Here is a 19,791-nt window from a genome sequence, read left to right on the forward strand (position 1 = left end):
TGATACTCTGTTGCGTTGTTTCTCGCGTCTGAGCACGCCATTTCGCCCCGGCGGCTTGGCCGCGGAGTGCTGGAACATCGCTTCATTCAACGCTAACGCTCCGGCTTTCCGGGGGCAGGCTCGATCTTCAGGCTTTGGGCGATCACTCTCTCGCCGCGTGGGTATCGTACCAACCGGGCGGCGGGAACTGCGTTGCCGGATTCACGTAATGTTTGGAGCCCTTGAGGCGAAACACCTTCTCTTGAATCCTGCCGACCATGTTGAACATGCTTTTTCGGCCACCACCGAACAGTCCGAGGTCTCCATTGATCGCATATCCGCGAAATATGTTCTTGTAGGCTTCGATAGCTTCGAGCGCGCTGAACCATGTACCCGGCAATTCATCTCCGAAAAGACCGCTGCTTCCGGTCTTGAACCGCCAATCAACAAACTTTCCTTCCTTCGGAACTGCTGGACATTTCTGCATGGAGACGAGTGACTGATCCAGTATCTTGTATTTCCGGTATCCCAGTTTTTCAAAGGTCTCGAACTCTTCGATGAGCTTTTTCCAACTCGTCTTGTCGGATTCGATGGATACGAATTCTGGCAGTTCACGAAGGCCCTCAAGCGACGCCAACGCCTCGAGGTCATTACCTTCAATATCGATCTTGCAATATCGCGGGACGCCGTGCTCGTTCAGAATGTCCGCTAGTTTGGCGGCGGGTATGGTCAACGTCCGTCCCTTACCTGCACCAAAGCTCTTGTTGCGTTCGGACCACTCCGGATTGGTTGTTCCCCACTCCGAAACGCGATCGTCGACATAAAACTTGACGTTTCCGGGCGAATTCGAAACCGCAACGTTGATCACAGTCAGAGCGCCCGAACTGACGTGCTCCGAAAAGCGCTTGCTGATGGACTCGCAGAATTCCGGCATCGCCTCTATGGCGACGACGCGAAATCCTTTTTTCAGATAGAATTCGGTGTCCTCACCCTTGTGAGCGCCCACGTCGTAGATCAGAGTCTTATCCATGGCTGGTCCTTCGCGCCTCATCGCGTCGATATCGACGTGTCTGCTCTTGCGTGCGTTTCGGAGCCAAGCAGACGCCGTCGACGGCAATGTGGCGGTCCTGAAACTAGAACGTGAAGAAGTGGCCGGAGTGCAATCCCGCATCGTGAGCGCTCGCGGAACTTCCGTCCCCCGAATGGCCGAAGGCTGCGTCGTGCCCTGCGGCCATGCGGGCGTCGTTCGCGAGCGCGGTCAACCTGCCGTGAGCCGCGTCCCCGTCTGCCGTGAAGCTGCCCATGCTCGCGGAATTTGCGTCAGCATGGGCCTGGAGAGCAGGGCCGTTGTCAGTAATGCCATCCATGTGCGCGAGGGCGGTCGGATTGGCTACGCCCGGCGCGAAGTTGAAATGAAAGGTATCTCTCGTCGTCTCGACTGCCGCGGTGCTTTGGGCCGCGGCGACTTCAGCGGCGGCCGGTTGGTTGGCGTTCGCGGAGCTGTCGCCGGCCGCGTGGCTGTCCAATGAGCTCGACGCCACGGTTGAGGCCGATCCGGATACGGGTGGGTCGCCAAAATGCTTCGCCCATGCAGCTGCCTCGAGCGGCTTATCGTCGGTGGAACTTGTGAAGCCGTATGATCCGCCGGAGTTCGAATCCCAGATGTTCACGAAGCTGACCTTAACCCCCGACTGAACCAGCGTGTCCGAAAGCCAGTTCACGAATGTCGGATTGTCTGTGAGACCCGCGCCGTCATGCGTATTGCCAGCACCCGTCTCAGCAATGGCAAACGGCTTTCCTGCCGATTTGGCGAGATCGATCAGTTGCTGAAGCGTCGTCGCGTGGCCGTCGCTGCCGTCGAGCGACCATTGGTTGGAAGCCGGGTAGGTATAGTAATGCTGGAGGTTCACCGGATCTGACGCCCACTGCTGAACGCTGGAGTCGTAGACCGGCTTGGACGAGTCGAGGACTTGCCCGCTCTTGTCCCAGTCATACAGGTGGGTCGGCGAGCCGTATGGAAAGACGTCGCCGTAGACATCGGCGGCGATGATATCGACATACTGGTCTCCGGGGTAGGCAGTCTCGATGACATTGCCAGCGTGGCTGTAGTTCGTCACGCTAGGATTCCACGCCACCTCGATGTTCACGCCCGCCGCCGCGCCCGCGGCGTGCAAGACGGTGTAGATGTGCTGGAACGCCGCCACCCAATCGGCGCGCGTCGCGGCGTCGTCGCCAGCGTAGGAGGGCATGGTATCAATATTCATCTCCCAGCCAGGTCGCCAAATCTGCGTTGTGAAGCCTTTGTCGGCCCAGGCCTTGACCATGTTCGTCAGCACCGAATCGTACGCGCCGGCCGCGAAGTTCTTGTAGAACTGATCAGGGGTTCCCGCGCCCGATGCCGTCGAACTCATCGGCAGCCCGATCACCGGCGTGACCCCATCGAGTACGGGCGACTGCGCCATCGAGGCTGCATTCCAGCTCGATTGACCAACCCAATCCGAGATCGGCAGGCGCTCGTCGCCATACTGATCGAGGAATTGCGGCTTGGATTTCATGACGGTTGAGAAAGCGTTGAAGCTTGTCTCGAAGCTCGCCTCCTCATTTGAATCAAAATAGTTCGGGTTCCCGACAAAGACTCCGAGAGGGAACGGCGTTGCGCCCGTGCTATCACTCATCGCGTCGTGCTCTTGCTCTGCTTTTTGTTTCAGCGATGGTCTAAGTGGTCATTGCGAACTAATCGTGTCGTCACTCGACACCTGACCGCCGCGAATCTGCCACGCATCCGGCGAGCTGCGACGATGCCGATGCAAAAAAGGTCCTCAGCGATACATCGCGAATCGGGTGTGAGCCGGGAACAGCGCTCGTCCGATGCACTGGTGTGCCTGCAGCGCGTGCGTGAACTCGATCTCATCATCATGCCCCGAGCGCAGTGGTGCCGGGCCACAACAGGGCGGGATGCTGCGTCATGGTGACGAGAGGCCGGCTTGCGACAGTCTTGCTGTCGCAGCATTGAAGACCTGAACTTCTATGGCCTGACAATGCCGTACCGGGACCAATCGTGCTGAGACCCGGACGTGTCTTCCCGCTCTGCAGCTTCCGGTAGCTACGCCTGCAGCCTCAGCTTCTCCAGCGCGTCGCGGACGTTTGCGTCGAGCCCGCTACCGCCGGCGTCGAGATGAGCAAATATCTGCTTGCGCATCCGCGGATCCCAGAACTTCCAGATGTGCTCGGAAATGCCCTGCACGGCGCGGTCGCGGCCCTGGCTGTGGAAGAACTTTCCGATCTGGTTCGCCATATAGACCAGTTTGTCAGGCGACGACGACATACGGGGACTCCTTGCCGGGCACCGCGCCTGTGACGCGTTCCGGATGGGTAAAGATTTCAAATCCATCGGCGCGGGCGATCGCGGCGAGCGTGATGCCGGCGGCATCTGCCATCCGTACCGCAAGCGCTGTCGGCGCCGACACGGCAGCAATCAGCGGTGCACCGATCGCGGCGGTCTTCTGCACCATTTCGACCGAGACGCGGCTGGTCAGCAGCACGATGCCGTCGCTCGCGTCGATCTTGTCGCGGGCCAGCGCGCCGGCGAGCTTGTCGAGCGCGTTGTGGCGGCCGACGTCCTCGCGAAGCGCCACGATGCCGCGCGTGGCGGTCCAGAACGCGGCGGCGTGTACGGCGCGGGTCTGGTGATTGATCTCCTGCAGCGGTGCGACTGCTGCTACCGCGGTCATGATCTCGCGCGGGGAGAAGACGCGGCCGGCAGGCACTACCGCGGCCGGCCGGACTGCTTCGCTGATCGAGTCCAACCCACAGAGGCCACAGCCGGTCGGGCCAGCGATGTTGCGCCGCCGCTCGGCGATCCACTCGGCCTTGTCGGGCTTGAGCCACATCCTGAGCTCAATGCCGTCGTCGAGCTCGACGATGTCGAGGGTCTCGATCTCGTCGGCCGATTGCACGATGCCTTCGCTCAGGCTGAAGCCGACAGCGAAGTCGCCGAGGTCCTCGGGCGAGCCCATCATCACGGCGTAGGTGCCGCCATTATAGGTCAGCGCCAGCGGTGTCTCTTCCGGGATCAGCCGCGCGCCGTCGCTGAAGACGCCGTCGCGCCAGACTTTCCGGTTCGCCTTGTGGACGGGCTCGCGCATCGTTACTCCGCGGCTTCCACGACAGGCGCGATGCGGCGGGAGTTGCGTGCCTGCTCGTCATAGGCCTTCTGCCAGTCGGACGGGCCGTTCGAGGGCGAGATCTGCACTGCGGTGACCTTGTACTCGGGACAGTTGGTCGCCCAGTCGGAGAAGTCGGTCGTGATGACGTTGGCCTGGGTGTCCGGGTGGTGGAACGTGGTGTAGACCACGCCCGGCGCCACGCGGTCGGTGATCTCTGCGCGCAGCGTGGTCTCGCCGGCGCGGCTCGCCAGCCGCACCCAGTCGCCGTCGCGCACACCACGCTGCTCGGCGTCGTGCGGATGGATCTCGAGCCGGTCCTCGGCGTGCCAGACCACGTTCTCGGTGCGGCGGGTCTGCGCGCCGACATTGTACTGGCTGAGGATGCGGCCGGTGGTGAGCAGCAGCGGATAGCGCGGGCCGGTGCGCTCGTCGGTCGCGATATATTCGGTGATGATGAACTTGCCCTTGCCGCGTACGAAGCCACCGATATGCATCACGGGCGTGCCTTCCGGCGCCTTCTCGTTGCAGGGCCACTGTACCGAGCCGAGTTGGTCGAGCCTCGCGTAGGAGACGCCCGCGAAGGTCGGCGTCAGCGCGGCGATCTCGTCCATGATCTCGGACGGATGGCTGTAGTTCATCGCAAAGCCCATCGCCTTGCCAAGCATGATCGTCACTTCCCAGTCGGCATAGCCGTTGAGCGGCGTCATCACCTTGCGGACGCGCTGGATGCGGCGTTCGGCATTGGTGAAGGTACCGTCTTTCTCGAGGAAGGTCGAGCCGGGCAGGAAGACGTGGGCGTAGTTCGCGGTCTCGTTCAGGAACAGGTCGTGGACGATGACGCATTCCATCGCCGACAGCGCCGCCACCACGTGCTTGGTGTTGGGGTCGGATTGCAGGATGTCCTCGCCCTGCACGTAGAGCCCCATGAAGGTGCCCTCGATCGCGGCATCGAACATGTTGGGGATGCGCAGGCCCGGCTCATTGTTGAGCTTGACATTCCACATCGCCTCGAACTGCTCGCGTACCGCGTCACCGGCGATGTGGCGATAGCCCGGCAGCTCGTGCGGGAACGAGCCCATGTCGCAGGAGCCCTGCACGTTGTTCTGGCCGCGCAGCGGGTTCACGCCGACGCCGGGCCGGCCGATATTGCCGGTCACCATCGCGAGGTTGGCGATCGCGATCACCGTAGTCGAGCCCTGGCTGTGCTCGGTCACGCCGAGCCCGTAATAAATTGCGCCGTTGCCGCCGGTGGCATAGATCCGCGCCGCCTCACGCAGGGCCTTCGGATCGACGCCGGTCATGATCGCGGTCGCTTCCGGGCTGTGCTTCGGGTCTGCGACGTAGACGGCCCAATCCTCGAACTCGCTCCAGTCGCAGCGCTCGCGGACGAAGGCCTCGTCGACGAGCCCTTCGGTGACGATGACATGAGCGAGCGCGGTGAGCACCGCGACGTTGGTGCCGGGCATCAGCGGCAGATGCAGCGCCTTCACATGCGGCGATTCCACCATCTCGGTGCGGCGCGGATCGACCACGATCAGCTTGGCGCCCTGGCGCAACCGCTTCTTCAGCCGCGACGCGAACACCGGATGGGCCGAGGCCGGATTGGCGCCGATGATCAGCACGACGTCGGTGTCCTCCACCGAATCGAAATCCTGCGTGCCGGCCGAGGTGCCGAAGGTCTGCGACAGGCCGTAGCCGGTCGGCGAATGGCAGACGCGGGCGCAGGTGTCGACATTGTTGTTGCCGAAGCCGCCGCGGATCAGCTTCTGCACCAGATAGGTTTCTTCATTGGTGCAGCGTGACGAGGTGATGCCGCCGACCGTGTCGCGGCCATACTTCTGCTGGATGCCCTTGAACTTCGCGGCGGCGAAGTTGAATGCCTCGTCCCACGACACTTCTTGCCAGGGGTCCTCGATCCGCTCGCGGATCATCGGCTTCAGGATGCGCTCCTTGTGGGTGGTGTAGCCCCAAGCGAAGCGGCCCTTGACGCAGGAATGGCCGCGGTTGGCCTTGCCGTCCTTCCACGGCACCATGCGCACCACTTCCTCGCCGCGCATCTCGGCCTTGAAGGCGCAGCCGACGCCGCAATAGGCGCAAGTGGTGACGACCGAATGCTCGGGCTGCCCGATCTCGATCACGGATTTTTCCGTCAGTGTCGCGGTCGGGCAGGCCTGCACGCAGGCGCCGCAGGACACGCATTCGGAGCCGAGGAAGCTCTCGTTCATGCCGGGCGAGACGCGGCTGTCGAAGCCGCGGCCGGAGATCGTCAGCGCGAAGGTGCCTTGCACTTCTTCGCAGGCTCGGACGCAGCGCGAACAGACGATGCACTTCGAGGGATCGTAGGTGAAGTACGGATTGGATTCGTCCTTCGGCATCCAGTTGTCGTTTTCGCAGCCGTGCGCTTTGGCGAAGACGTGGTTCTCGCCCTCATAACCATAACGCACGTCGCGCAGGCCGACGGCGCCCGCCATGTCCTGCAATTCGCAGTCGCCGTTCGCGGCGCAGGTCAGGCAGTCCAGCGGATGGTCGGAGATGTAGAGCTCCATCACGCCCTTGCGCAGCTTCTTCAGCCGATCGCTCTGGGTGTGCACGACGAGGCCATTTGTCGCCGGCGTGGTGCAGGACGCCGGCGTGCCGGCGCGGCCCTCGATCTCGACCAGGCAGAGCCGGCAGGAGCCGAAGGCGTCGACCATGTCGGTCGCGCAGAGCTTGGGGATCTGGGTGCCGGCTTCCATCGCCGCCCGCATGATCGAGGTACCCTCGGGCACCGTGATCTGGTTGCCGTCGATGGTCAGCGTGACCATCGTCTCGGATTTGGATTTGGGCGTGCCGAAATCGATTTCCTGGATCAGCGACATCGTGATTTCCTTGCTATTCCGCAGCCTGCAGTGTGGCCGGTGCGGGACCTAGATCTCCGCCGAAATCTTCCCGGAAGTGTTTCAGTGCGCTCATCACGGGGTAGGGCGTGAAGCCGCCGAGCGCGCACAGCGAGCCGAATTTCATCGTGTTGCAGAGGTCTTCGATCACGGCGAGGTTTTCAGCCACGCGTTCGCCGTTGATGATCTTGTTGATGGTCTCGACGCCGCGGGTCGAGCCGATCCGGCACGGCGTGCACTTGCCGCAGGATTCGATTGCGCAGAACTCCATCGCGAAGCGCGCCTGCTTGACCATGTCGACGGTGTCGTCGAACACCACGATGCCGCCATGGCCGATCAGGCCGTCGCGCGCGGCGAACGCCTCGTAGTCGAACGGCGTGTCGAACAGCGCGCGGGGGAAGTAGGCCCCGAGCGGGCCGCCGACCTGCACCGCGCGCACCTCGCGTCCGGTGAAGGTGCCGCCGCCGATCTCGTCGACGAGCTCGCCGAGCGTGACGCCGAATGCGGTCTCGAACAGCCCGCCGTATTTGATATTACCGGCGAGCTGGATCGGCATCGTGCCGCGCGAGCGGCCCATGCCGAAATCGGCATAAGCCTTGGCGCCGTTGTCGAGGATGAAGGGGATCGCCGCGAACGATAGCACGTTGTTGATCACGCTCGGACGGCCGAACAGGCCCTTGTGAGCCGGCAGCGGCGGCTTTGCGCGGACGATGCCGCGGCGGCCCTCGAGGCTCTCCAGCAGCGAGGTCTCTTCACCGCAGACATAGGCACCAGCGCCGACACGGACTTCGAGATCGAACTCATGTTTGGTGCCGCCGATACCCTTGCCGAGCAGGCCGACGCGGCGGGCGGCTGTGATCGCCGCGTTCATCGCCTCGACCGCATGCGGATATTCCGAGCGGATGTAGATGTAGCCCTTGGTGGCGCCGACCGTGATACCCGCGATCGTCATGCCTTCGATTACGACGAAGGGGTCGCCTTCCATGATCATGCGGTCGGCGAAGGTGCCGCTGTCGCCTTCGTCGGCGTTGCAGACGATGTATTTGCGGTCGGCAATCGCCTGCGCCACGGTCTTCCACTTGATGCCCGTCGGGAAGCCGGCGCCGCCGCGGCCGCGCAGGCCCGACGTCGTGACATCGGCAAGGATCTGGTCGGAGGTCAGCGTCAGCGCCCGCTCGAGGCCCTTGTAGCCGCCATGGGCGCGGTAGTCGTCGACCGAGCGCGGATCGACCACGCCGCAGCGAATGAAGGTCAGCCGGGTCTGGCGCTTCAGCCAGGGAATCTCGTCCGTGACACCAAGCCGCAGCGCGTGCTGGCCATTGCCGGCCATCGCATCGAGCAGGGCAGGGACGTCAGACGTGGTCACCGGGCCGAACGCGATGCGGCCCTGCGCGGTCGAAAGCTCGACCATCGGCTCCAGCCAGCACAGCCCGCGCGACCCGGTCCTGACGATCTCGATCGCTGCGCCGCGCGCGGATGCGGCCTGCGCGAAGGCGAGGGCGACGTCGTCGGCGCCGACGGCGACCGCCGCGGCATCGCGGGGAATGAAGATCCGCATCGTCATCGCTGTGCCTCCGCGACCAGCGCGTCGATCCGCGCTTCATCGAGCCGGCCGATCACGCGGCCATCCAGCATCGCGGAGGGCGCGGTGGCGCAGAGCCCGAGGCAGTAGATCGGCTCCAGCGTCACGCGCTCGTCCGCCGTGGTATTGCCCAGGGACACGCCGAGCTTGGCCTCCGCGCGCGCCGCAAGCGCATCGCCGCCGGCCGCCTGGCAGGCCTCGGCGCGGCAGAGCTTGAGGACGTGGCGTCCGGCCGGTTGCTTGCGGAAATCATGATAGAAGGTGAACACGCCGTGCACCTCGGCGCGGGACAGATTGAGCGCCTCGGCGACCATCGGGATCGCAGGCTCCGGTACGTAGCCGAAGGCTTCCTGCAGCGCGTGCAGGATCACCAGCGTCGCGCCTTCGAGCCCGGCATGCTCGGCGATGATCTCGGCACCGCGCGCCTTGTCCCAAGGTTCGTATCCCACCGTCATCAGCGCTTCTCACGATCAGTTTTTTGCTCCGCACATCAGAGTTGGAATCGTTCGAAACATCAATAAAGCTGTCTCATGCGGCGATTGCGAAACGCGATTAATAGCGTTGCCAAATCGATCGATCCGGGATCGCAATAATGTTCTGGAATCACGCACTTCCGGGCCGCTTTGGATTTCGGGATCGCACCCTGATCGTGCTACCTATGGACACGCCGGGCTGCCATTTGGGGCACCGTTTTCCGAGGGGGTTTGAACCTTGATCGACAAGCTGGAACTTCTGCTGGCGCTGGCCAAGGAACGGCATTTCGGCCGGGCTGCGGAGGCCTGCGGCGTCACCCAGCCGACCATGTCGACCAGCCTCAAGCAGCTCGAGGAAATCCTCGGCGTCATGCTGGTGCAGCGCGGATCGCGCTTCCAGGGCTTCACGCCGGAGGGCGAACGGACGCTGGACTGGGCGCGGCGCATCGTCGGCGATGCACGGGCGATGAAGCAGGAGATCAACAGCCTCAAGGACAAGCTGTCGGGCGAGATCCGGATCGCGGCGATCCCGACTGCGCTCGGCATGGTGGCCTCGCTCACCACGCCGTTCCGCGCGCGCCATCCCGATGTGCGCTTCCGCATCCAGTCCTGTACGTCGGCCGACGTGCTTGGCCTGCTTGAAAATCTCGAGGTCGATGCCGGACTGACCTACATCGAGAACGAGCCGATCGGCAAGGTCCGCACCATCCCGCTTTACAATGAGAGCTATCGTCTGCTGACGGCGCCGGATGCGATGTTCGGCGACCGCAAGCAGGTGACGTGGAAGGAAGTCGGCACCGTGCCGCTCTGCCTGCTCACGCCCGACATGCAGAACCGCCGCATCATCGATCGGGCGCTGACCTCGGTCGGCGCGGAAGCGACGCCGACGCTGACGTCGAATTCATTGCTGGTGCTCTACACCCATGTGAAGACCGGACGTTGGGCCAGCGTGATGCCGGCCAAGCTCGCCGAGACGCTGGGCCTCGCCGATGCCGTGCGCAGCATTCCGATCGTCGATCCGGTGGTGGACTACAGCATTGGCCTCGTGATCCCGCAGCGTGATCCGATGACGCCCTTGATCGCGGCCCTGGTGCAGGTCGCGCGTGAGGTCGCGCCCAAGCTCGAGAGCGCGTAAGCGCGGCAATCGAGCGCTTCCACTACGGTTCCACTACAGACGATCGCCGCGCCTCGGCGCGCGGCGAAGCAATTGTCCTGCGCTTCTCACAATCATGGAACTCAGCGACGGCTGAGCGGTTTCATTGCGGCGTCCCGGTCAGCAAGCAGGAGCCGATTTGAATCGTCGCCAGTTACTCCACGGATCGGCCATGTTGCCGGCACTGATGCTCTTGCCGCAGCGGGAGGTCGCCGCCGCGGGGAACACGTATGATGCACCCTTCAACCCGTCGGTGGTGAGGGAGCTTGCCCGCAATCTCGCCAGCAAGTCGTTCGAGGCGCCGGACGAGAAGTTGCCCAATGGCCTGACCGATCTGAACTACGATCAGTACCGTTCGATCCGCTTCGCGCCGGAGCGCGCGTTGTGGCGTGGCGCGAAACTGCCGTTCGAGGCTCAGTTCTTCCATCGCGGCTTCTTCTACAAGAACAAGGTCAGGATTTTTGAGGTCGCCGACGGCAAGGTCAGCGAGGTCGGCTACAGCAAGGACATGTTCTCGTTCGGCGAGACCGTCCCTCCGTTCACTGAGGCGGATCTCGGCTTTGCGGGATTTCGGATCCACGCGCCGATCAACAAACCGGACTATTACGACGAGGTCTGCGTCTTCCTCGGCGCGAGCTATTTCCGCGCCGTCGCCAAGGATGAGACTTATGGCCTGTCGGCGCGCGGCCTATCGATCGATACCGGCGAAGCCAAGGGCGAGGAGTTTCCGTTCTTCAAGGCGTTCTGGCTTGAACGTCCAGTGCCCAACGCGACCTCACTCGTCGTTCATGCCTTGCTCGACAGCAGGAGCTGCGCCGCAAGCTATCGCTTCACGATCAGGCCGGGCAAGACCACGGTGTTCGATGTCGAGGCATCGCTCTATCCGCGCGCCGATCTCGAGCATGCCGGCCTCGCGCCGATGACGAGCATGTTCTTCTTCGGGCCCAATGATCGCAACGAGGTCGATGACTTCAGGCCGTCGGTGCACGATTCCGACGGCCTTGCGATCTACAACGGCAAGGGCGAGAGCCTGTGGCGTCCCCTGAGCAATCCGCGGGATCTTCAGATCAGCACGTTCCAGGACATCAATCCGCACGGCTTCGGGCTGATGCAGCGGGAGAAGAATTTCTTCGCCTATCAGGACATCGAATCGAGCTTCGAGAAGCGCCCGAGCCTGTGGGTCGAGCCGATCGGCGACTGGGGCGAGGGCGCGGTGATCCTGTTCGAGATTCCGACCAAGGAGGAGATCCACGACAACATCGCCGCGTTCTGGCGGCCGAAGGCGCCGCTCAAGGCCAAGAGCGAGACCAATCTCACCTATCGGCTGCATTGGGGACCTGACGCGCCGAAGCCGCATTCGCTCGCGCGCTTCACGCGCAGCGGCATCGGCGCCCGCGGCGAGGGCAGCAAGCTGTTCGTGCTCGACCTGTTCGGCGACAATCTGAAGGGGATCGATCCCGGCGCCATCAAGGGCGTCGTGTCGGCCGAGAAGGCCGAGATCACGAACATCGTCACGCAGCCGAACCCGAACACCGGTGGGTGGCGGCTCAGCTTCCAGTGCGCGGTGAAGAGGGAGCCGATCGAGCTGCGCGCGCATCTCGCGCAAGACGACAAGCCGCTCTCGGAGATCTGGGTCTATCGATGGGCGCCATAGTCACGTCGCCACATCCGGACGTCGCCGCGGTGGCCGACGGTTTCCTGCCACGAGAGAGCCCGCTTGCGATGGCGGCCGCCGATCTCGGCCAGCCGCCTCGCGCGGTGAGCAAGCCGGTATCGGTCGGCGCCGGCATGTTGATGCGCCGCGCCTTCATCCTGGTGCTGACGGCGGCGCTGACTGGCGCGGGCGCCTACGAGATGTACATGGTGGTCCAGGTCGGCGGCGTGACGATCATGGAATGGATGGTGCTGGTGCTGTTCGCGGCGTTGCTTGCCTGGATCGCATTCTCCTTCGCCTCGGGGCTGGCCGGTTTCTTCGTGCTGCTTCGGCGCAAGGGCAACGCGTTGCCGATCCGCGAGGATGGTCCGCTGCCGCAGCTCACGAGCCGGACCGCGGTGCTGCTTCCGACCTATAATGAGAACCCGCATCAACTGATGGCGCGCCTGCGCGCCATCTACGAATCCATCGAGGCGACCGGGCAAAGCGAACGCTTCGACTGGTTTGTGCTCAGCGACACCCGCGATCCCGATATCTGGATCGCCGAGGAGCAGGCGTTCCTCGCGCTCAGCGATGCCTGCGGCGGGAGGCTCTACTACCGGCATCGCGCCGACAACACGGCACGCAAGGCCGGCAATCTCGGCGAGTGGATCACGCGATTTGGTGGCGCCTACCAGTTCATGATCGTGCTCGACGCCGACAGCCTGATGTCGGGCGACACCATGGTGCGGATGGTGCATGCCATGGAGACCAATCCGCAGGCGGCACTGCTGCAGACGCTGCCTGTCATCGTCAATGCGCGCAGCCTGTTCAGCCGCTTGCAGCAGTTTGCCGGCCGGCTGTACGGGCCGATGGTCGCCGCAGGCGTTGCGTGGTGGCACGGCTCCGAGGGCAATTACTGGGGACACAACGCCATCATCAGGATCGAGGCTTTTGCGCAGCAGGCCGGCCTGCCCGAGCTCTCCGGACGCAAGCCGTTCGGCGGCCATATCCTGAGCCACGACTTTGTCGAGGCGGCGCTGATGCGGCGCGCCGGCTGGGGCATCTACATGGCGCCGATGCTCGGCGGCAGTTTTGAGGAAGTGCCGCCGTCGCTGCTGGATTTTGCCGCGCGCGACCGGCGCTGGTGCCAGGGCAATCTGCAGCATCTCGCCGTGCTGCGTACGCGCCGCCTGCACTGGATCTCGCGGCTGCATTTCATGACCGGGATCGGATCCTACATCACCGCGCCAATGTGGCTGTCCTTCCTGCTGCTCGGGATCCTGATCTCGTTGCAGGCGCGCTTCATTCGCCCCGAATATTTTCCGAAGGGGTTTTCGCTGTTCCCGAACTGGCCGGCGCAGGATCCGGTGCTCGCTGCGTGGGTGTTCGGTCTCACGATGGCGCTGCTGATCGTGCCGAAGCTGCTCGGCTTCATCCTGCTGCTGACGCGGCGGGAGGTGCGCCGGCAATTCGGCGGCGGCTTTCGGGCGCTGACGGGTGTCATCGCCGAGGTGCTGATCTCGGCGATGATCGCGCCGGTGATGATGGTGTTCCAGTCGATTGCCGTGGTCGAGATCCTGCTCGGCCGCGATGCCGGTTGGCAGACGCAGCGGCGCGACGACGGCGAAGTCGAGCGGCAGGAGCTCTATCGTAAGTACGGTGTCCCCACCGCCTGCGGTGTCGCGATGGCGATCAGCGCCTGGGCGGTGTCGCTGCCGCTGCTGCTGTGGATGTCGCCGGTGATCGTTGGCCTGTTGTTTGCGATTCCGATCGGCGCCTGGACGGCGAAGCCTGCGATGCGCGCGCTGTTCGTGACGCCGGAGGAGAGCGGGCCGCCGCGCGTGCTGGTCCGTGCCAACGAGCTGGCGTCGCAGCCCGCCCACGCCTCGGCCCCCGCGCTCGCAATGCTCCGGCAGGATTCCGGCCTGCTGCAACGTCATCTCGCGTCGCTGCCGCCGGCGCAGCGCGGCGGTCCGGGCGAGATCGACCTTCATCTCGCGGTGGCGCGTGCGCGGATCGAGGCGAGCGACAGCTTTGATGAGGCGCTCGCGCATCTGACGCCACGCGAGACGCTGGCCGTGCTCGGCGATCCCGCGGTGCTGGAGGGGATACTCGCGAAGTAGCGTGGGGGCTCAGGCCGCTTCGGGCAGTCTGGTTTGCAGGGACCGCGGATCGCGGGGCAGGGTGACGCGGACCACGGTGCCGACGCCGAGCTTGGAGCGCAGCTTCATCGAGCCGCCGTGCAGGTTGGTGAGCGAGCGCGCGATCGCAAGGCCCAGGCCCGAGCCCTGGTAGCTCTTGGTGAGCTGGCTCTCGACCTGCTCGAACGGCTTGCCGAGCCGCCGCAGCGATTCCGGCGCGATGCCGATGCCGCTGTCGGCGATCAGGAGCACGATCGAGTCGTCCAGCATCTGGCCGCGCACCAGCACGCGGCCGTTGTCCGGCGTGAACTTCACCGCGTTGGAGAGCAGGTTGACGATGATCTGCTTGACCGAGCGGCGGTCGGCGACGACCGAGATCGTGCTTTCGATATCCGATTCCAGCGACAGGCCCTTGTGCTCGGCGCGGCCGGAGACCACCCGCAGCGACTCGGCGAGGATGCCCGAGAGGTCGAGCGGTTCCATGTCGAACTTCATGCGGCCGGCCTCGATCTTCGACATGTCGAGAATGTCGTTGATGACCTCGAGCAGGTATTTTCCTGAAGTCAGGATGTCGTGGCAGTACTCCGCGTACTTGTCCGAGCCGAGCGTTCCGAACAGACCGCTGCCCATGATCTCGGAGAAGCCGATGATGGCGTTGAGCGGCGTGCGCAGCTCATGGCTCATATTGGCGAGGAATTTCGACTTCGCGGCGTTGGCGTCCTCGGCGCGGGTCTTTTCCTGCGAGTACTTCTCGGCGAGGTCGGCGAGTTCGACGGCCTGCCGCTCCAGCTCGGATTGCGAGCTCTGCAGGTCGATCACGGTGGCGCGCAGGCGCAGATCGTTGTCGACCAGCTTCTGCTCGTGCGCCTTGATGCGGGTGATGTCGGTGCCGACGGAGACGTAGCCGCCGTCCTTGGTGCGGCGCTCGCTGATATGCAGCCAGCTGCCGTCGTCGAGCTGGGCTTCGAAGGTGCGGGCGCCGGGCGCCGGCGCGCCGCTTTCGTGCAGGCGGGTGCGCACCTCAGGCATGCTGCCGACCTCGATCACGGTCTCGTAGGAGGTGCCGGGGCTGACGGCGCTGTCAGGCAACTTGTGCAGCCGCTGGAAGTGCGAGTTGCAGAGCACGAGGCGGTCGTCGGCATCCCAGAGCACGAAGGCCTCCGGAATGGTCTCGATCGCGTCGCGCAGCCTGAGGTCGGCTTCGACCGACTTCTCGGCGAGGCTCTTCTGCTCGGTGATGTCGACCGCAATGCCGATCAGATGCAGGCCGCTGTCGGCAGCGGCGTGGCTGAGCTCGCAGCGGACGCGCAGCCAGATCCAGTGGCCGCCGACATGCCGCATCCGGAAGCTCTGGTCGATGTGATCGATCTTGCCGGAGATCAGCTGGTCGGCGATGTCGAACAGGTTGATGTCGTCGGAATTCACCAGCGCGTTGACCTCGCCGAAGGTGAGGAGGTCGTTGCGGGTATCGAGGCCGAGCAGGGTGAACATCGACTGCGACCAGAATATCCTGCCGCGCGACAGGTCCCAGTCCCACAATCCGCAACGGCCGCGATTGAGCGCGGTGTCGATCCGGCCGCGCACGGCGTCGTTGATCAGGTCGCCTTCGCGGGCGCGGGTCGATTGCCAATGGAAGGCGAAGCCGAGGATCAGCACCACGAAGCTCGTGGTCGCCGACAGCGTCACCGAGAGCGCGGCGTCCGATCCCCAGATCGGCTCGTTCATCTCCTGGATCACGACGACCTGGCCGGGCAGCGACTTGACGAGCTGCGAGATCGCCAGCGCGCCGGTGCCGCCCGGCAGCGTCATGTCATTGACCGCACCCTGCTGGCCCGGTGTGATCAGGAGCTGCGCGGTGGAGACGATGTCGAGGACGCGGTCGTTCTCGCCGGCGCCGTCGACCGGCACACGCGCCAGCACGCGATGATCGGCGCTGGTGATGATGACGTGGCGGCCGTAGGCGATGCCCCAGGACGGAATGAGATCCGGCAGCAGTTCCTGCATCCGCTCGATGTTGGCGAGCCGGTCGCGCCGTACCGAGGTCAGGCGATCGAGACGCTCGGCGAGGATGTCGGAGAGCGCAGCAAGGTCGCGCTTCATCGCGCCGCGCTTCTGACGGTTCTGGTCGATCACCTGGACGAAGGCGCCGAGGCAGATCGTGATGAGGAAGGCGATGATGAGGGTCGGCACAGCGCGGCGCAGTGCAGGCTCGGCCGTCAAGAGCCTGTGATAGGCCGGTTTTGCGATCGACTGCGCCAATCCTTTGATCGAATCGGATTGGACGCACGCGTTCGCTGCATGCGCGCGCGCCATGCCTTAGACCCCCGCTCGAAGCTGATTTTTACCCGGTTCGGATGCTCCCCACGATGCATCCGAATCATGATCATTTGAATCCAGATTTCCGGGACTGTCGAGAGTCAACGATTCGTTAATGCGAAATAATTCTTGTCAAAAATAGAATCGGGCTGCGCAAAGTGAGTCCGAAAGGGGAACGGCTCCGTAGAATTACGCGCGCTCGGGCTCTGCGTGACTGATCACACGTTTCACGGTCGGAAATGCGCGGCGCATCTTGCGTTCGATCTCGTCGACGCCTTCGTGCACCTTGATCACACTCATCGTGGGCGCGGCGCGGCAATGGAAGTTGACGATCTCGCCGGCGTCGGTGTTGCGGACCCGCACATTGTGGATGTCATGGATCGCGCCGCCATCGGCAAATCCGGTCAGCGCGGTCTTGATGGCGTCGACGCGGTCGGGCGCGGCGTCGGTTCCCCACGGCAGTTCCGGCTCGAGCGGCTCGATATGGGTGTCGACCTCGACATCCTCGCCAAAGTCCTCGCGGATCGCGCGCTCGAGCTCGTGGGCGATGTCGTGCGCGGCGTCCAGCGCCATGTCGCTGTCGACCTCGAGGTCGATGCTGACGATCAGCTTGCCGCCGATATCGTGGACGGTGACGTGGTGGATGGCGAGACCGGAGTTGCGCGCGATCACCATGATGCGTTCGCGCACGCTCTCATTGTCGCGCGCCACCGGCACCGCGGTGAAGGTGAGGTCGGCGTCGCCGAAGGTTTTGGTGACCGCCTCCTGCGCCCGGCGCTTGATGTCCTCGACGCGGTCGATCGGGTAGGTGCGCGGCACGGCGGCGATGGCGTCGATGAAATGCGTTGCGCCGACCATGCGGACCCGCAGGCGATCGACGTCGACCACGCCCGGCACCGCCTTGATGGCGGCGGTGGCTTTCTCAAGCGCGCCCTCGGGCGCGCGGTCGAGCAGGGTCTCGACCGTCTCGCGCGCCATGCGCAGGCCGAGCAGCGCGATCATCACGGCGACCGCAATCGCCGCCGCGGCGTCGCCCCACCAGAAGCCGAGGCCGGCCAACACCAGGCCGACGATCACGGCGGCCGAACCCATCACGTCGGAGGCGAAATGCAGCGCGTCGGCGGCCAGCGCCTGGCTCTTGGTGTCGCGCGCCGCACGATGCAGCGCGCGGGCGCGCCACAGATTGACGCCGATATCGATCACGAGAACGATGAAGGGGATGGCCGAGATCGACGGCGGCGGCGCGCCCGCGCGCAAATGGCTGTAGGCCTGCACCAGGATGCCGCCGGCCAGCACGTAGAGCAGGGCGATGATGCCGAGTGCCGAGACGCTCTCGAACTTGCCGTGGCCGTAATGATGCTCGGCGTCGGCCGGCTGGTCCGACACCCGCACCACCGCCCAGGTGATGATGGTGGCGACCAGGTCGATCGACGAGTGCAGCGCCTCGGAGATCAACGCCAGTGACCCGATGGCGATGCCGACGACGAATTTCGCCACGGCCATGCTGCCACTGGCGAGGATCGAGATCGCGGCGACGGATGTCTTGGTGTTGGGTGCGCTGGTGCTGGAAGAGCTCATGGGCGGCGGTTTAGCAGGCCATCTGTGAACATCAAGTGTCAGTCGTCGTTCGCCTTGCGCAATCGCAACTCACTTGCAAGAGCGCGTCGCAGCCGCGTAGTTCTTGCAAATTATTCCGAGTCTCAAGACGTGCCGCGCAAGTCCATCAGTCGCATTCAAACATCGATCCGCGTTCCTGCGGCGCATTTCGCCCGAGCTATCCACCCGTCATTCCGGGACAGCCCGCAGGACTGAGCCCGGAAACCACTGAGCTGCGTAACGAGTGGCGGAATAACGGAAGGCGAGGTGGTCCGCCCAGAACACGCGCTTCGCTTGACCCGTCACCGGCTACGGGCCGCCCGCCCGACGGGGACTTGCAATTTCAGGACCGATTGGTCTATATATCGGTAATGAGCCGCCAGATGCCCGTGCAGTCGCCCCGTGGCCGTCCCCGAAGCTTCGACATGGAAGCCGCAGTCGAGCGCGCGATGGATGTGTTCTGGTCGCGCGGATATCACGCCACGGCGCTCCCGGACCTGCTTCGTGCGACGAAGCTCTCGCGCGGCAGCCTTTATGCCGCTTTCGGCGACAAGCATTCGCTGTTCCTGCGCGCGCTCGATCGCTACATTGCCGATGCCCTGGCCCGGATCGACGTCGAACTCGATCCCCGCCGAGCGCCCGTTGACGGCCTGCGCGCTTACCTCGCTGGCTACGTGGAGCGGACGCGCGGTGCCAATGGCCGGCGCGGATGCCTGTTGGTGGCGACAGCGATGGAACTGGCCGGCCAGGATGCTGAAGTCAACCGTCGCGCCGCGGGCTTTTTCAGGGCCATGGAGGCCAGGATGGCAGACGCATTCTCCCGGGCGGAGGCCGCGGGAAAATTGGCCGATGGCGTCGAGCCTGCAAGCGCCGCTCGAATTCTGGTCTGTTTCGTCGAAGGGCTGCGCGTGGTCGCCAAGACTGCGTCGACACAGACCACGTCGCAAGCCACCGCTGACGCGCTACTCGACCGCTTCATCAGATAAGTGAGGTTAGGACGTCCTTGTTTGGACGGTTCTACGGCTGGCGTCTCGATATATGGACTGATCGGTCTTGAAAGGAAGGATATCATGTCTGCCATCCAGATCGTCTGCGCGTTGGCCGTTCCCTTGCTCTGGGGTTATCAGTTCGTGGTCATTAAAGTGGGCGTGACGGAATTCCCGCCGCTGTTCTTCCTCGCGCTGCGTTTTTTGGCGATGGCGCTGCTGCTTGTCCCGTTCGTCAAAACGCCGACGCGCCAACAACTCGGCCCGATCGCGATCATCTCGCTCTTTCTCGGCGGGCTGAACTTCGGGTTGTTTTATGTCGGCCTCCGGCTCGGCTCGGGAAGCATGTCGGCCATCGCCTATCAACTCGCGCCGCCCTTCACGGTGCTGCTGGCCTGGCCGCTGCTCGCGGAGCGGCCGTCGCTCGCCACATCTGCAGGCGTGGTGCTTGCGTTCGCCGGCGTGGTGCTGACGGCGGAGCCTGGCCCGTCGGCGAACGCCTTGCCGCTGCTGCTTGTGGTCGGAGCCGCCTTCGCATTCGCGGTGTCCAACGTCCTGACCAAACGCTATGGCCCGTTTGATCCGCTGATGTTGATGGGGTGGTCGTCACTGCTCACCGTGCCGCAAGTGATGCTGATGTCGCTGCTGCTTGAGTATGGACAAGCGGCGAGCCTTGTCACGGCGGATGGACGCGGCTGGCTGGCGCTCGCCTACACCATCTTCATCGGCGGGATTGTCGGGTTCGGCCTCTGGTTCTGGTTGATCGCGCGCTGCTCGATGGACCGCATCGCCCCCTTCGGCTTGCTGATTCCTGTGTTCGCCTTGATCTCGAGCGTGTTGTTTCTTGGTGACCGCGTGACGCCGAAGCTGGTCGTCGGTGGGCTGCT

14 protein-coding genes are annotated in these 19,791 nt (G+C 64.2%); 5 read left to right on the forward strand and 9 right to left on the reverse strand.

The features are described from left to right. Window positions 1-142 precede the first annotated feature (142 nt). The 7 genes from FNJ47_RS16645 to FNJ47_RS16675 all read right to left on the reverse strand — a co-directional run bounded on the left by FNJ47_RS16645 (window position 143) and on the right by FNJ47_RS16675 (window position 9,058). A complete protein-coding gene (locus tag FNJ47_RS16645) occupies window positions 143-1,009 on the reverse strand; it encodes an FkbM family methyltransferase (RefSeq protein WP_163154901.1) in 867 nt (288 codons plus the stop codon). A gap of 103 nt (window positions 1,010-1,112) precedes the next feature. Then, window positions 1,113-2,654, reverse strand: a complete 1,542-nt coding sequence (locus FNJ47_RS16650) for a glycoside hydrolase family 26 protein (protein WP_163154903.1) — start codon at window positions 2,652-2,654, stop codon at window positions 1,113-1,115. A gap of 428 nt (window positions 2,655-3,082) precedes the next feature. Next, a complete protein-coding gene (locus FNJ47_RS16655; RefSeq protein ID WP_163154905.1) occupies window positions 3,083-3,304 on the reverse strand; it encodes a formate dehydrogenase subunit delta in 222 nt (73 codons plus the stop codon). Further along, window positions 3,288-4,124: a formate dehydrogenase accessory sulfurtransferase FdhD gene (gene fdhD / locus FNJ47_RS16660; RefSeq protein ID WP_163154907.1), complete on the reverse strand. Its 837-nt coding sequence runs from the start codon at window positions 4,122-4,124 to the stop codon at window positions 3,288-3,290. The genes FNJ47_RS16655 and fdhD overlap by 17 nt, the downstream gene beginning before the upstream one ends. A gap of 2 nt (window positions 4,125-4,126) precedes the next feature. After that, the gene (gene fdhF, locus FNJ47_RS16665) at window positions 4,127-7,003 is read right to left on the reverse strand and encodes a formate dehydrogenase subunit alpha (protein WP_163154909.1); all 2,877 of its coding nucleotides are present in this window, start codon (window positions 7,001-7,003) and stop codon (window positions 4,127-4,129) included. A gap of 13 nt (window positions 7,004-7,016) precedes the next feature. Continuing rightward, entirely contained in the window at window positions 7,017-8,585 is a 1,569-nt protein-coding gene (locus tag FNJ47_RS16670) for an NADH-ubiquinone oxidoreductase-F iron-sulfur binding region domain-containing protein (RefSeq protein WP_163154911.1), read from the reverse strand. Further along, on the reverse strand, window positions 8,582-9,058 hold the full coding sequence (locus FNJ47_RS16675; protein ID WP_163154913.1) for a formate dehydrogenase subunit gamma: 477 nt from the start codon (window positions 9,056-9,058) through the stop codon (window positions 8,582-8,584). Before FNJ47_RS16675 ends, FNJ47_RS16670 begins: the two co-directional genes overlap by 4 nt. Before the next feature lie 256 nt (window positions 9,059-9,314). Between FNJ47_RS16675 and FNJ47_RS16680 the strand changes: the two genes are divergently transcribed. The 3 genes from FNJ47_RS16680 (at window position 9,315) to mdoH (ending at window position 13,988) form a co-directional block, all read left to right on the forward strand. Next, the gene (locus tag FNJ47_RS16680; protein WP_021082045.1) at window positions 9,315-10,211 is read left to right on the forward strand and encodes a LysR family transcriptional regulator; all 897 of its coding nucleotides are present in this window, start codon (window positions 9,315-9,317) and stop codon (window positions 10,209-10,211) included. A gap of 190 nt (window positions 10,212-10,401) precedes the next feature. Next, on the forward strand, window positions 10,402-11,883 hold the full coding sequence (locus FNJ47_RS16685) for a glucan biosynthesis protein G (protein WP_430649388.1): 1,482 nt from the start codon (window positions 10,402-10,404) through the stop codon (window positions 11,881-11,883). Continuing rightward, window positions 11,871-13,988, forward strand: a complete 2,118-nt coding sequence (mdoH, locus tag FNJ47_RS16690) for a glucans biosynthesis glucosyltransferase MdoH (RefSeq protein ID WP_163154917.1) — start codon at window positions 11,871-11,873, stop codon at window positions 13,986-13,988. The genes FNJ47_RS16685 and mdoH overlap by 13 nt, the downstream gene beginning before the upstream one ends. 9 nt (window positions 13,989-13,997) lie before the next feature. Here mdoH and FNJ47_RS16695 read toward each other — a convergent pair whose 3' ends face one another. Both FNJ47_RS16695 and FNJ47_RS16700 read right to left on the reverse strand, forming a co-directional pair. Continuing rightward, window positions 13,998-16,319, reverse strand: coding sequence for a sensor histidine kinase (locus FNJ47_RS16695; RefSeq protein ID WP_163154919.1), 2,322 nt, complete (start codon window positions 16,317-16,319; stop codon window positions 13,998-14,000). Between the two features lie 192 nt (window positions 16,320-16,511). Then, entirely contained in the window at window positions 16,512-17,900 is a 1,389-nt protein-coding gene (locus tag FNJ47_RS16700; RefSeq protein ID WP_163154920.1) for a cation diffusion facilitator family transporter, read from the reverse strand. Between the two features lie 443 nt (window positions 17,901-18,343). Here FNJ47_RS16700 and FNJ47_RS16705 point away from each other — a divergent pair, with 443 nt between their 5' ends. Together FNJ47_RS16705 and FNJ47_RS16710 are read left to right on the forward strand one after the other, a co-directional pair. Then, a complete protein-coding gene (locus FNJ47_RS16705) occupies window positions 18,344-18,904 on the forward strand; it encodes a TetR/AcrR family transcriptional regulator (RefSeq protein WP_235999930.1) in 561 nt (186 codons plus the stop codon). Window positions 18,905-18,988: 84 nt separating this feature from the next. After that, a partial coding sequence (locus FNJ47_RS16710; RefSeq protein ID WP_163154922.1) for a DMT family transporter occupies window positions 18,989-19,791 on the forward strand: 803 nt, incomplete at its 3' end.

It is taken from the genome of Bradyrhizobium uaiense (assembly GCF_010811875.1).
In the GTDB taxonomy this organism is placed as follows: Bacteria; Pseudomonadota; Alphaproteobacteria; order Rhizobiales; family Xanthobacteraceae; genus Bradyrhizobium; species Bradyrhizobium uaiense.